The sequence below is a fragment of the Ferdinandcohnia sp. GQ5 genome, from assembly GCF_059759275.1.
This window is the reverse complement of sequence record NZ_JCAXEW010000003.1, coordinates 88,798-102,645: the sequence shown is the minus strand read 5'-3', so window position 1 is coordinate 102,645 and position 13,848 is coordinate 88,798. Positions and strand designations below refer to the sequence as shown.

Annotated in this window: 16 protein-coding genes; all 16 read right to left on the bottom strand. The window is 40.0% G+C overall.

What is annotated here, in order from left to right:
- Positions 1 to 364: 364 nt before the first annotated feature.
- Complete coding sequence (hisIE, locus tag AC6CHV_RS04780) at positions 365 to 985, bottom strand: bifunctional phosphoribosyl-AMP cyclohydrolase/phosphoribosyl-ATP diphosphatase HisIE (RefSeq protein WP_498078245.1); 621 nt, start codon at positions 983 to 985, stop codon at positions 365 to 367.
- Entirely contained in the window at positions 982 to 1,740 is a 759-nt protein-coding gene (gene hisF, locus AC6CHV_RS04775) for an imidazole glycerol phosphate synthase subunit HisF (RefSeq protein ID WP_121446337.1), read from the bottom strand. The genes hisIE and hisF overlap by 4 nt, the downstream gene beginning before the upstream one ends.
- Positions 1,740 to 2,474, bottom strand: coding sequence for a 1-(5-phosphoribosyl)-5-[(5-phosphoribosylamino)methylideneamino]imidazole-4-carboxamide isomerase (gene hisA, locus AC6CHV_RS04770; RefSeq protein ID WP_498078244.1), 735 nt, complete (start codon positions 2,472 to 2,474; stop codon positions 1,740 to 1,742). The genes hisF and hisA overlap by 1 nt, the downstream gene beginning before the upstream one ends.
- Entirely contained in the window at positions 2,471 to 3,103 is a 633-nt protein-coding gene (hisH, locus tag AC6CHV_RS04765; protein WP_121446339.1) for an imidazole glycerol phosphate synthase subunit HisH, read from the bottom strand. The genes hisA and hisH overlap by 4 nt, the downstream gene beginning before the upstream one ends.
- The gene (hisB, locus tag AC6CHV_RS04760) at positions 3,104 to 3,691 is read right to left on the bottom strand and encodes an imidazoleglycerol-phosphate dehydratase HisB (RefSeq protein ID WP_498078243.1); all 588 of its coding nucleotides are present in this window, start codon (positions 3,689 to 3,691) and stop codon (positions 3,104 to 3,106) included.
- Positions 3,692 to 4,098: 407 nt separating this feature from the next.
- On the bottom strand, positions 4,099 to 5,364 hold the full coding sequence (hisD, locus tag AC6CHV_RS04755; protein ID WP_121446341.1) for a histidinol dehydrogenase: 1,266 nt from the start codon (positions 5,362 to 5,364) through the stop codon (positions 4,099 to 4,101).
- 27 nt (positions 5,365 to 5,391) lie between these two features.
- Positions 5,392 to 6,021: an ATP phosphoribosyltransferase gene (hisG, locus tag AC6CHV_RS04750; RefSeq protein WP_121446342.1), complete on the bottom strand. Its 630-nt coding sequence runs from the start codon at positions 6,019 to 6,021 to the stop codon at positions 5,392 to 5,394.
- The gene (locus tag AC6CHV_RS04745) at positions 6,021 to 7,205 is read right to left on the bottom strand and encodes an ATP phosphoribosyltransferase regulatory subunit (protein WP_498078242.1); all 1,185 of its coding nucleotides are present in this window, start codon (positions 7,203 to 7,205) and stop codon (positions 6,021 to 6,023) included. Before AC6CHV_RS04745 ends, hisG begins: the two co-directional genes overlap by 1 nt.
- Before the next feature lie 435 nt (positions 7,206 to 7,640).
- Positions 7,641 to 8,165, bottom strand: a complete 525-nt coding sequence (locus tag AC6CHV_RS04740) for a heptaprenylglyceryl phosphate O-acetyltransferase (RefSeq protein ID WP_498078241.1) — start codon at positions 8,163 to 8,165, stop codon at positions 7,641 to 7,643.
- A 204-nt stretch (positions 8,166 to 8,369) separates the two neighbouring features.
- Positions 8,370 to 9,005: a pyrophosphatase PpaX gene (gene ppaX, locus AC6CHV_RS04735; RefSeq protein WP_498078240.1), complete on the bottom strand. Its 636-nt coding sequence runs from the start codon at positions 9,003 to 9,005 to the stop codon at positions 8,370 to 8,372.
- Positions 8,995 to 9,939, bottom strand: a complete 945-nt coding sequence (locus AC6CHV_RS04730) for a nucleoside recognition domain-containing protein (protein WP_121446346.1) — start codon at positions 9,937 to 9,939, stop codon at positions 8,995 to 8,997. Before AC6CHV_RS04730 ends, ppaX begins: the two co-directional genes overlap by 11 nt.
- Positions 9,940 to 10,252: 313 nt before the next feature.
- A complete protein-coding gene (lgt, locus tag AC6CHV_RS04725; protein WP_498078239.1) occupies positions 10,253 to 11,068 on the bottom strand; it encodes a prolipoprotein diacylglyceryl transferase in 816 nt (271 codons plus the stop codon).
- Between the two features lie 29 nt (positions 11,069 to 11,097).
- Positions 11,098 to 12,033 carry an HPr(Ser) kinase/phosphatase gene (gene hprK, locus AC6CHV_RS04720; protein ID WP_498078238.1) on the bottom strand — a complete coding sequence of 312 codons (936 nt, stop codon included), beginning with the start codon at positions 12,031 to 12,033 and terminating at the stop codon, positions 11,098 to 11,100.
- Between the two features lie 608 nt (positions 12,034 to 12,641).
- Positions 12,642 to 13,166, bottom strand: a complete 525-nt coding sequence (locus AC6CHV_RS04715; RefSeq protein ID WP_498078237.1) for a GNAT family N-acetyltransferase — start codon at positions 13,164 to 13,166, stop codon at positions 12,642 to 12,644.
- Positions 13,167 to 13,248: 82 nt separating this feature from the next.
- Positions 13,249 to 13,614, bottom strand: a complete 366-nt coding sequence (locus AC6CHV_RS04710; protein ID WP_121446350.1) for a phage holin family protein — start codon at positions 13,612 to 13,614, stop codon at positions 13,249 to 13,251.
- The gene (locus tag AC6CHV_RS04705) at positions 13,614 to 13,814 is read right to left on the bottom strand and encodes a PspC domain-containing protein (RefSeq protein WP_099352489.1); all 201 of its coding nucleotides are present in this window, start codon (positions 13,812 to 13,814) and stop codon (positions 13,614 to 13,616) included. The genes AC6CHV_RS04710 and AC6CHV_RS04705 overlap by 1 nt, the downstream gene beginning before the upstream one ends.
- Positions 13,815 to 13,848: the final 34 nt, after the last annotated feature.

Here is a 13,848-nt window from a genome sequence, read left to right as displayed (position 1 = left end):
ACAAAGAAATTCGATGTGTCATTTTTACCGGACTTTTTGAACATCAACTATAAATACTGCTTTTTAAAGATATTTCCCAACGTAGTATAACATATATAATCCTTGACACATAGGGGTGCTCGGGTAAAAGGAAAAAACTTTTGAAGAAAGTTCGAGTGGTAATTTGTGGGTAATGTGAATAATGTGGACAACTTTCCACATTTCTTTGAATAAAGTACCGTGGCTGCTGGTTTGATTGGGACATACGCACATCGAACCAATGCAAAATGTGGATAGTGTGGATATTGTGGATATATAGCTAACATTTCAGTAAGGTCAAGCATTGAAAAAGGTGCCTATTTGTGGATAAGCACCCTTTACATTTCTATCTTCTCTTTTGTAGGACGGATAATACTTCATCAAGTGGAAGCTTTTGTTCACGAAGTAAGACGAGCAAGTGATAAATCAAATCTGCTGCTTCCCACTTAAGTTCTTCGTGATCTCGATTCTTCGCTGCAATAATAACTTCTGAAGCTTCTTCACCGACTTTTTTCAGAATCTTATCTACCCCTTTATCAAATAGGTATGTAGTATAAGCGCCCTCTGGCATTTCAGCTTCGCGCTTCGCGATTACTTCTTCAAGTTCATTAAGAATGGCAAAGCGGTCAGAAGACACTTCTTTTGATTCTCCTAGAATTGATTCATTGAAGCAAGAATAGCTTCCTGTGTGGCAAGCTGGGCCTGCTGGCTCCACTAAAACAAGGATGGCATCCTGGTCACAATCATACTTAATATCCACTATTTTTTGAGTATTACCTGAGGTTTCCCCTTTGTGCCAAAGCTCCTGGCGTGAACGGCTATAAAACCAAGTTTCACGTGTTTCAATGGATTTACGTAAAGATTCTTCATTCATATAAGCGAGTGTTAATACCTCTTTACTTACTGCATCCTGAACAATAGCTGGAGCAAGTCCTTTTTCGTCGAATTTAATGTCTGGTGTGTTCATCGGACATTGACCCCTTTCTCTTTTAAATAAGTCTTCACTTCTTTTACGGAAGTTTCTTTGTAGTGAAAAATACTTGCCGCTAATGCAGCGTCTGCCTTACCTTCTTTGAATGCTTGTACAAAATGTTCAGCATTTCCTGCGCCACCTGATGCGATAACAGGTACAGTAACTGCCTCACTCACTCGTTTTGTTAATTCAAGATTGAAGCCATCCTTGCTTCCGTCATCGTCCATACTAGTTAATAATATTTCACCAGCACCAAGCTTGATTGCTTCCTTCGCCCAAGAAACAACCTCCCACTCAGTTGCTTTACGTCCGCCATGAGTGTAAACTCTCCAGCTACTAAGTTTCTCATCGTATTTTGCGTCGATCGCAACAACAATACATTGAGAGCCAAAGAAGTCAGCGCCCTCCTTGATTAAGGCAGGGTTTGTCACGGCTGCCGTATTTAGTGAAACTTTGTCAGCACCGGCACGGAGGATTTTTTTCATATCCTCTAAGGAATTAATTCCTCCTCCAACTGTGAAAGGAATCGCAAGCTCTGCTGCCACTTTTTCGACAACCTCAACCATCGTTTTTCGACCTTCATGTGAGGCAGAAATATCAAGGAATACGAGTTCATCTGCACCTTCTGAATCATAGAATTTGGCAAGTTCAACAGGATCCCCTGCATCACGTAGACCAACAAATTGAATGCCTTTCACAACCCGACCATCTTTTACGTCCAAACATGGAATGATACGTTTTGTAATCATCACGCATTCACCTCTTCTAACGCCTCTTGCACGGTAAACTGATTGGTATAGATGGCTTTTCCAACGATTGCACCAGAAACACCTCGATCTGCTAACTTACTAAGAGCTTTTAAGTCTTCAATAGAGCTAACTCCACCAGAAGCAATGACTTGTTTTCCTGTAACAGAAGCGAGCGTTGCAACCGCATCAATGTTAGGACCGCTAAGCATGCCGTCTGTCGCGATATCTGTAAAAATGAATGTTTGTGCACCTGCTTTTGCGAGCTCAACACCTAAGTCAGTCGCTTTTACAGATGATGTATTTAACCAACCTTCAGTCGCTACATAACCGTCTTTTGCATCGATTCCTATCGCGATTTTTTCTTTGTATTTCTTAAGCATGTCTTTTACAAAATCAGGATTAGAAATGGCCGCACTTCCTAAAATGACGCGGTCAACACCATTTTCAATATAGTAAGCTACATCCTCTTCGGTTCGAATTCCGCCACCGATTTGAACTTTTGCATCAAGTTTTTTGGCAACCTCAATCACGTACTGGTCATTCACACGTTTACCCGCTTTTGCTCCATCTAAATCGACCATGTGAATCCACTCAGCACCCGCATCAGCGAAAGCTTTTGCCATATCATACGGGGAGTCACCATAGACGGTTTCTTTATTATAATCCCCCTGTAGCAATCGAACACATTTGCCACCGCGCATATCGATTGCCGGGTAAATTGTAAAAGTACTCATATTGTCACCTTCTTTTCCACGATCGCAGCGTAGTTTTGGAGAATTTTTAATCCTAGCTCACTGCTTTTTTCAGGATGAAACTGGGTTCCAAACACATTACTTTTTCCAACAACAGCTGGAACTTCGACATCATACATGCTACTTGCAATCACATTTTCACTGTCAGTCTCTGCGAAGTATGAATGAACGAAATAGACGTGCCCACCCTCGATGCCTTTTAAAAGTGGAGATGGATTTTTGAGTTCAAGATCATTCCATCCCATATGGGGAACTTTGTAGGTTTCACCATTCGCTGTTATGCCAGGAATTTTTGTAATTCTGCCTTGTAAGAAACCAAAACCTTGGGTAAGTCCATTTTCTTCACTTTCTTCAAATAATAACTGCATTCCAAGACAGATTCCTAAGAGCGGAGTCCCTTTTGCAACTGACTCCTTTATGAAACCGACTAATCCTTTTTCATGTAAGATCCCCATTGCGTCCTTAAAGGACCCTACACCTGGTAAAATTAATCCTTCTGCTTTCGCAAGCTCATCTGGTGAACTTGAAATGAAATAATCATAGTTCATCCGTTCAAGCGCCTTAGAAACGCTGTATAAATTCCCCATGCCATAATCGATTATGCCTATCATCTACAACATCCCTTTCGTTGACGGGACCCCCTTAACTCGTGGGTCAATCATCGTTGCTTCATCTAATGCACGACCAAACGCTTTAAAAATAGCTTCAATCATATGATGTGTATTGTGACCGTAGTGAACAATTACATGGAGATTGATTCTTGCCTCTAATGCAAGCTTCCATAAAAATTCATGAACAAGTTCTGTATCAAATGTGCCAACTCGAGTACTTGGGAAATCTGCCTTCAATTCAAAGTGTGGACGATTTCCTAAATCAATAACAACCTGCGCGAGAGCTTCATCCATTGGAACAAATGCGTTCCCATAACGCTTGATTCCTTTTTTATCTCCAAGTGCTTCACGCAATGCCTGTCCTAAACAAATTCCAATGTCTTCTGTTGTATGATGATCATCGATTTCTGTATCACCATTTGCATCAACTGTTAAGTTGAATTTTCCATGTTGTGTAAAGAGATCTAACATATGGGACATAAATGGAACGCCTGTGTCTAGCTTTGAAATACCTTCCCCATCTACTGCAAAATCTAGTTTTATATCTGTTTCATTTGTCTTACGTTCAACCTTTGCTTGTCTTGTCATAATTACACCTACCGTTATCCACAATTTTAAAAATGGTAATGAGTCCTTGATGGTTCTGAAATCTGTGGATTATTGTCCACATTATCCACACTATCCACAAATCAGATGTGAATTTTGTGAATTATTTTAATATACGTTCAAAATGTAAAGGACCCGTCGACTAAGAACGCCACGTCCTGTGGCAACGTCGACACTAGTACATCCTGTACATCGAAAGTTCAAGGCGGCGCAGCTTTGAGTACCGGAACGAGGCAACTGCTTGAGTTAACATCCTTGCAGCCTTGCGCTGAGGAATTGACTTCGAGATTAACCTAGCAGACGCAAGCGCATGTCCTATTTTTTCACCATATCTCGTAGTGATGTTTGCAGAAATTCGATGTTTCGCTTTCACCCGAATTTTTGAACTTCTACTTTAATCGTTCCTCAACGGCTCTTGCGTGTGCTTCCAACCCTTCTAGTCTTGCAAAAGCAGCAATTTTTGGACCGTTTTCCTCGATAGCTTGTTTGCTATATGAAATAATGCTTGATTTTTTTGTAAAATCATCCACACTTAGTGGACTTGAAAAACGTGCAGTTCCGTTTGTCGGAAGGACGTGGTTTGGACCAGCAAAATAGTCACCGACAGGCTCAGAACTATAACGTCCGATAAAAATAGCTCCAGCGTGCTTGATTTTTCCAACTTGCTCCATTGGTTCCTCTGTCACGATTTCGAGATGCTCTGGAGCAAGCTCGTTTACAACCTTGATTGCTTCATCTAGGTCACCTGTAACGTAAATTGCTCCAAAATCATTAATTGATGCCCTAGCAATCGCTTCACGCGGAAGAAGGCTTAACTGCCTTTCAACCTCTTTAGAAACTGCTTCTGCAAGCTGCATTGAAGGTGTTACGAGAATGCTTGATGCTCGTTCATCATGCTCTGCTTGGGAGAGTAAGTCTGCTGCGATTTCGTTTGGTAGAGCTGTCTCATCTGCTAACACAACGATCTCACTAGGACCAGCAATCATGTCGATATCCACGTTTCCAAATACCTCACGTTTTGCTAATGCTACAAAGATATTACCAGGACCGACGATTTTATCAACAGGCTTGATGGTTTCTGTTCCGAACGCCAACGCCCCAACAGCTTGAGCACCACCAACCTTATAGATTTCTTTTACACCAAGTATGTCTGCAGCCACTAATACACCGGCTGGAATGGTACCGTCTTTTCCAGGTGGTGACACCATCACAATCCTCTCGACTCCAGCGACTTGTGCAGGAATGACGTTCATTAGGACGGATGACGGGTATGCAGCCTTCCCACCAGGAACATAAACACCAACTGCATCAAGTGGAGTGACCTTTTGACCGAGAATCGTCCCATTTTCCTTCATTGTCATCCATGACTGTTTTACCTGACGGCTATGATAATCACGGATATTTTCAGCTGCATCTTTAATAATTGGAACAAGTTTCGCGTCTAATTTTTGATACGCTTCTTTAAAATCTGAGTCGGTGACTTTTAATCCATCAAGTAAAACCCCATCAAATTTTTCAGTATAGTTACGAAGGGCCTGATCCCCTACTTTTTGTACGTTTGCGAGAATTTCTAAGACTGCTTTTCTTTGTTCTTCTGTCCCACTATCAATGGTCCGTTTCAGTGAAACAGTGTTGGTAACACGTTCAATTCTCATGGTGTGTCGGTCCTTTCTATTTTGATACTACTGCGATACTACGGTTGATAATCGCTCTACGATTTCATCGATTTGCTGATCCTTCAAGCGATAACTTACTGGATTTACAATAAGTCGTGACGTGATATCTGCAATATGTTCAAGCTCAACTAATCCATTTTCCTTCAATGTACGTCCTGTTGAGACGATATCGACAATTCGATCTGCAAGACCAATTAATGGTGCAAGTTCGATTGAACCGTTTAGTTTAATAATTTCAACCTGCTCCCCATTTTCACGAAAATAGCTAGATGCGATGTTTGGATATTTTGTTGCGATTTTAGGTGCGACACCTTTGATTTTGACATCTCGGAGTCCTGCAACGGCTAGATAGCATTTGCTGATTTGCAAATCGAGCACTTCATATACATCGCGCTCTTCCTCAAGCATGACATCTTTACCGGCAATACCAAGGTCTGCTACACCGTGCTCTACATATGTAGTTACATCCATTGGTTTTGCAAGCATGAAACGAAACGGCTCATCAGGAACATCGATAATTAACTTTCTGGAATCCTCGAATTCGGGAGGCAGATTATAACCTGCTTTTACTAAAAGTTGTGCCGCCTCTTCAAAAATTCGTCCTTTTGGCATTGCAATTGTTAATTTGTCACTCATTATGCCTCCTCCTTCCTTGTTGTTCCTAAGAAAAAGGTGTTTTTGGCAAAAGCATTTGTACAAGCATCAACATCCTTGACTCCTGCTATATCTTGAAGGATAACCCGCTCACCCTTTTCTCTTTTACTCATTGCAAAACGGATTGCTTCTTCTCTCTGTTCAGCGCTAAAAATCACACAATGGATTTCTGGCTCTTCCTGAGGTAAATCAAGAGCTTCAAGAAGTCGGTCAACACGGATACCAAAGCCTGTCGCTGGTGCAGGACGATTAAACTTTTCAAATAAATGATCGTAGCGTCCACCATTTCCTACTAAAAAGCCTACATTTTCAGCATAAACTTCGAAAAGAATTCCTGTATAGTAGCTCATATGGCTCACGAGATTAAAGTCAATTTTTATATGCTCAGTTACTCCGAATGCCTCTAGTTTTTTCCAGAGCATTTCAAGTTCGGCTGCTGCATTTTTTCCCTCTTCACATTCGACTAAATCTTTCGCTTTCTCAATTTTCGAATCATTTCCTCTCAATTGTAAAAGAGATAGCAATCGCTGTTTATCAATAGAAGAAAGCGGCAGTTTTTTCACATGCTCTCTGTAGCCAACGTAATTTTTTTCATATAAATAGCGCTGAAGGACATCCGCTCTTGCTTCATTTCCGACAATCTCCATAAACAATGCTTTCACATATCCAATATGGCCAATTGGCACTGTAAAATTAGTTAATCCTGCCTGCTTAAGAGACGCAATCATAAGCGAGATAACCTCTGCATCTGCACTTGTTGTTGTATCGCCAATATACTCGACTCCGATTTGCTCAAATTCAGCTGGTCTTCCACCTTCATGTTGTTGCGCACGGAACACATTTGCGGAATATGCGATACGTTGTGGATATTCACCTTGATATAAACGAGATGCTGCGACTCGAGCAATTGGTGCTGTCATATCAGGTCTTAGCACAAGTGTGTGACCCTGTGAATCCAATAATTTAAATAGCTGACGGTCGAGGATCGCTGACGCCTCACCGATTGTTTCATAGTATTCAAGTGTTGGAGTTTCAATAAATTGATAACCCCAGCTTTCAATTTGAGACGACATTGCATTACGGATTTTCTTTTTCGCTTCATATAAAGCAGGCAATGTATCTCTCATTCCTAATGGTTTTTCAAACATAAACACGATTTTCGTCACCACCAAAGTTTGTATATGTTAACTTTCCCAATATTTTCTTAAAAAAATCATTTTACTTTAGTTCGCTAATATACTACCAAGATAAAGTATATAATACACCTATCCCTTATATGCGTCAACAAAAAAGTCAGAATTTAGGTAAAATATATTAGGTAGGATCGGGATATTGTGCCATTATAGAGAATAAAGTTATTAACTGTGGATTATATGTATATTGTTGATAACTATAAAAGTAAGATTGTGGATTGAGTTGATATTGTGTATAAATGAACCGAAAATTTGTAAGCAAGAGAGGAAGAAAGGAGACAGATGTTGGAAATAGAAAATGAACAGATGAGGAAAAAGAGGAAAGAAGATGATTCAGTAGAAATAGAGAAGGTAAAAGAGATACGTAAATGGTGTAAGCTTGGGCAATAAAAAAGGAACCAAACCAACTCAATGGCTTGATTCCTCTTTCTCTCGCTGTTCCCTTTGTTCTTTCGTATAAATCACTCTCATCGGGTTCCCGCCAACAAAACTGCCTGCTGGGACATCTCTGTGGACCAATGTACCCGCTGATACGATTGCTCCATCGCCGATTTCCACACCTGGCAAAATCGTTGAATTAGCTCCAATCATTACCTCGTTGCCAATTTTAACGTCACCCAATCTGTATTCTTTAATCAAGTATTCATGGGCTAATATTGTGGTATTGAAGCCAATAACGGTGTTGCTTCCAACACTGATTTTCTCAGGAAACATTGTATCCGGTACTACCATAAGTGCAAATGCTGTTTTTTCCCCTACCTTCATTTTTAAAAAAGTGCGATATAGCCAATTTTTCACGCCAAGAAATGGCGTATAGCGCGCGATCTGTATGACGATAAAGTTTTTAACAACCTTCCAAAAGGATACGGTCTTATAAATTTGCCAAAGTGAATTAGGTCCTGAAACAAAATATCGTGTGGTTCGTCGTTTCACAATTTTTTCATCCTTTTATAATCAAATGCGCCTTGGCGTATTTGCGCCCGATTTTTTTCGAGCTTGCTCGAAAAAATTCCTCTGAAAAATCGTGGCATCCGCCGGAGGCTTTAACTTTATTCAGTCATGATTTGTACCCTCAACTGGAACGGTAAATCCCTTTATATTCATCCCACTTTAGAAGTAGGTTACTTCTGAATAAAGTTAAACTAAATCCAGTAAGTCACTCATGTTTTCTAGCATATAATCAGGGTTGTATTCCAATAAGAAGTCTTTTCCTTTATGAGACCAGGCAACTCCAGCAGTCTTTGTGCCCGCATTTCTACCAGCTACAATATCCTGATAATTGTCGCCAACCATAATGGCCTCTTCCGGTGTTGAGTTTAACATTTTCAGCGCTAACAGGACTGGTTCGGGATCTGGTTTTGGATTAGTCACATCATCCAATGTCACCACGACATCAAAGAATTGGTCGAGCTTGGTTAGTTGTAATCCCATGTTAACCGTTTTTCGAACTTTTGTTGTAACAACTCCAATTTTATAACCTTTTTCTTTAAGAGTCTTAATGGTGTCAAATACCCCCGGGAATTCGGTAACTAGTTCATCATGTTTTTCATGATTAAATTTTCGATATTCAGCAATCATTTCTTCTGCACGATCCGGGTCTACAGATGAAAAAGATTCATGTAAAGTAGGACCATTGAACGGCAAAATATCCTCTTTGCTATAGTTGCGATCTGGAAAGTATTTTCCAAAGGTGTGTAAAAAGGATTGCAAGATCAGTTCGTTCGTATCAATTAACGTTCCATCTAAATCAAATAGTAGTGTATTAATTGCCATAAATAACTTCCTTTCTATTATTTTGCTCGACGCGTTTCCAGATAAAAGCGATGACCATTGTTAGTATGATTGCAGTAATGAGGCGGATTAACAATAGCGGTAAAACCGGAATGCCTAAAGGGATAAAGATAAGCGTATCCTCCACAACCGCGTGACAGGATACTAAGAAAATTAATGCTAAGGTTACATCTTTCTTACTTACATTATCCTCTTTTACCGCCTGAATCATTACACCTGCTCCTAACGCTAGACCGAACAAAATACCTGCAGCCAAGGTTGTTGATGTATTTTCCTTCATTCCGAGTGCCTTTGTGACTGGCGTCATCCACTTTGAAAATACATCCAACCATTTTAAATCCTTTAATATTTGAATAACAACCATCAATGGAATGACAATAAGAGCCAATTGCAGAATCCCAAATGTAGCTTTTTCTATACCATTTAAAACAATAGCACCCCAGCCTGATATTTGTTCATCAGTCGTAGATACTAATCCATATTTCGCTAGCTCACTTCCACCTTTCCAAACTAGATTAATGACAAAGGCAGAAATGAATGCGAGTCCCAGTCTAACTGTTACAATCACCCAAATCTTCATACCTACTTTTGCAGCAACAGTCGATTCGATAATCATATTATGCGAGAATGATAGCATGACAGCTAAAATAAACACTTCTTTTACGGTCAAATCTAGTGTTAAGATCGCTCCAATCCCTGCATAAAGGTTTAAAAAGTTACCTAATACAAGTGGTATTGCGGCATCACCTGACAGACCAAACCAGCCCATGATTGGGGCAATCCACTTAATCACCCAATCTAGCACCGGTGTATATTGCAACATTGTGACAAGTAGGGTAACAGGGAAAATAACCTTCCCTAATGTCCAAGTAGTTTTTAATCCTACTATGAAGCCTCTCTTGATTGTATCTAGCAAGTTTCCCCTCTCCCTTTTAAGGATGTTTAAAAAGTCCAATAAAAATGACACATCGAATTTCTGCGTACATTGCTCCGAGAAAATGGCAATAAACAGGTTATGCGCTTGCGTCTTCTAGTTTATTCACGAGGTCAATTCCTCAGCGCAAGGCTGCAAGGAAGTTAACTCAGGCAGTTGCCTCGCTCCGGTACTCGAAACTGCGCCGCCTTGAACTTTCGACGCACAGGACGTGCTAGTGTCGACAAGACATGAGGCCGTGGCGTTTTTGTCGACCGGTCCTTTTCATCCTCCTTTTTAAACTCACATTTTAAAATTAGTTCTCTAAATAACGCTCGTTCGAATGACCTTTTATTCTTCGGTAAATAAGTACGATAATTGCTCCCACAATCGATAACACTGAAATCAGCTGTGCCACTCGAATATCCCCAAGCATTAAGCTATCGGTCCGTAAGCCTTCTACGAATAAGCGGCCAATAGAATACCAGATGACGTATGTAAGAAACATTTCTCCACGTTTTAGGTTAACCCTTCGAAGCATTAGTAATAAAACAAAACCTACAAGACTCCAAATTGATTCATACAAAAAGGTTGGATGGTAGTACGTTCCTTGGATATACATTTGGTCCATGATAAAGTCAGGTAACACATTATAGAAAGTTTGGATCTGTTCCTCAGCAATGGGTCCCCCATGTGCTTCTTGGTTCATAAAATTTCCCCAACGGCCAATTGCTTGACCTAAGATAATGCTTGGTGCCGCGATGTCTGCAATTTTCCAAAAGGACAAACCTTTTACTCTTGCAAACACAATCGCAGTCACAACTGAACCAATTAACGCACCATGAATGGCAATTCCACCTTCCCAAATTGCAATGATTTTGGAAGGATTTTGCGAGTAATAATCCCATTTAAAAATAACGTAATAAATTCTTGCACAGATGATAGCAATTGGCACAGCGAACAGCATAAGGTCCATGAAAGTATCTTTATGCATACCTCTGCGTTCTGATTCTTTAATGGCAAGGTAAAGGGCTAGCATGGTCCCTAGCCCGATGATTAATCCATACCATTGAATGCGTAACGCGCCAAATTCTAAAAATGTTGGATCTAATGGTTGAATGTTTCGGTCCACTATCTCATCTCCCTATTTTATTGATTTTTTTATATGTCGTCGTGCTCCCTAAATTCAATTGTATGTGAAAGTCGATTTGAGAAATCTTCTGCAGCATTCAAGCCCATACGTTTAAGACGGTAATTCATCGCTGCCACTTCAATGATGACGGCTAGGTTTCGCCCAGGACGAACTGGAATTGTGTATTTTGTTAATTCAGTATCGATGATTTTCATTTTTTCTTCTTCAAGTCCAAGTCGGTCATATTGTTTTGTCTGATCCCAAAGTTCTAGATTGACCACAAGTGTAATCCGTTTATAATTTCGAATTGCACCTGCTCCGAATAAGGTCATGACGTTGATGATCCCAAGACCACGAATTTCAAGGAGATGCTCGATAAGCTCAGGTGCGCTACCAATAAGTGTATCATCATCTTCTTGACGAATTTCTACACAATCATCTGCAACAAGTCGGTGTCCGCGTTTGACAAGTTCAAGCGCTGTTTCACTTTTACCCACACCACTCTTACCGATGATTAGCACCCCTACTCCGTATATATCCACTAGAACACCATGGACAGCTGTTGTTGGAGCGAGCTTACTTTCTAAAAAGTTTGTAATTCTACTTGATAGTCTTGTTGTCTTCATTTGTGCTTTGATCACCGGAACCGATTCACGCTCGGAGGCTTCAATCAGTTCTGGTGGAACTTCTAAATCACGCGAAATAATAATTGCAGGAGTGATATCTGTACAAAGCTTTTCCGTACGGTATCTTTTTTCTTCGGTAGATAATTTCTCAAAGAACGTCAGCTCAGTTTTTCCTAATAGCTGGACTCGCTCTGAAGGATAGTAATCAAAAAATCCCGCTAGTTCAATACCCGGTCTAGATATATCACTTGTTGTTATCGGGCGATTCACTCCTTCTTCCCCACTCACCAATTCTAATTTGAACTTCTCAATTAAATCTTTTGTGCTAACTTTTGGCACATCTGTTCCTCCTTGATTGTGATTCATGTAGTTTTTGGTTGTTACTGCGTATTTTTAAAGCCCTCACATTTTTTGCTTAAAAAGACTGTATTTTATAAAATTAAATTTTTCAAACTCATTCTCCTATTTTAGCATTTTTCTGTGTAAGGCCAAAACTTTTCTGATTTAAATTGCAGAAGAATGTAGGGGAGTTGTGTTTTAAGAGGTGGATTGGGAGAATTACTTCTGTTTACCTGTGGGAGAGAAGGTCTCAGAGACAGATTGAACGGTGTACTCATCTAATTTGTCCTTGAGAGACGGTCTCAGAGACAGATTGAACGGTGTACTCATCTATTTTGTCTTTGAGAGACGGCCTCAGAGACAGATTGAACGGTGTACTCATCTATTTTGTCCTTGTGAGACGGTCTCAGAGACAGATTGAACAGTGAACTCATCTAATTTGTCTTCGAGAGACGGCCTCAGAGACGTTTGAACGGTGTACTCAGTTAATTTGTCTTTGAGAGACGGCCTCTGAGACAGCTTACCAAACTAACTCTTTTGTTTTGTCTGCGAGAGGCAGTCTCAACGACAGATTGCATGGAGAACTCTTATATTTGTCTTTGAGTATTTCATTTTACCAGTGAATAAACATTTGTATCATGCGCAACACCGTTTTGGTACATATAGTTCCTTAAGATACCTTCTTTTTCGAATCCAAGTTTTAGTAACAATTCATTTGATGCTACGTTTTCAACAAACACTATGGCACCAATGCGAGTTAATCCTAGATTGTCAAAACCGAAAGAGATTACTTTTTTAACAGCCTCGGTTGCGTATCCTTTTCGCCAGTATTGGGGCTGTAGCTCATAGCCAATTTCTGCTCGCATATGCTTGGGAGACCAAGCATTAAATCCTATCGTTCCAATGAATTCATTGATTTCTATTAATTCAATTCCCCATCTTATTCCACGTTTTTCTCTATAGTTTTTTGCAAAGAATTCAACAAATTGCTCTGCTTGTTCTTTTTTGGTTAGTGGATCTTGTCCGTAATAACGCGTGACATCATTGTTTGAAAAACAGGTGAATATTGCTTCGGCATCGCTAAGTACGATCTCTCTTAATCTAAGTCGTTCGGTTTCTAGTATTGGAAACATGCTTGTACTCCTTTCTCTCCTTTGACTATATGTTCAATAAAAAGCAGCGTAATCCTCCTTGGACTACGCTGCTAGTAAAGTATTATTTCTTCTTTTTCTCCTGAAGCGGTTCGACGATTACTTTTTGTATGAGTAAATTTAGAATCGAGATAATAACTGCTGCTAGTAATGCTGTGCCAAAGCCTTCGATGACAAAGGAGTCACCCATTAAGGACTGTGTCAGCATTAAAGTAAGTGCATTGATCACAAATAAAAATAAACCTAATGAGAGTACCGTAACAGGTAAAGTTAAAACGATGAGAATAGGTTTTACGATTACATTTAAAATCGATAGGATTACGCTTGCTGTGACAGCGGCGCCTACGCCTTCAAGATGAAACGTATCGACATATCCTGCTACAACCATTAGTACGATGCTATTAACAATTATGCTAGCAATCCATCTCATTATCTATAGACATCTCCTTCATTTGGTACAATAAACAACCAAACGAGATAAATAATCCCTAATGAACCGACGCCTAAAATGAATCCGACTACAGCAAGTATACGTAATAATGACGCATCGATTCCTGTATAATCCGCTAGGCCTCCAAGCACTCCTCCTAGCATTCTATTTCTAGTGGAGCGGTATAATTTCTTTTTCATTGTCAACACCTCAAAGTAGTTTTATCCCGCATTA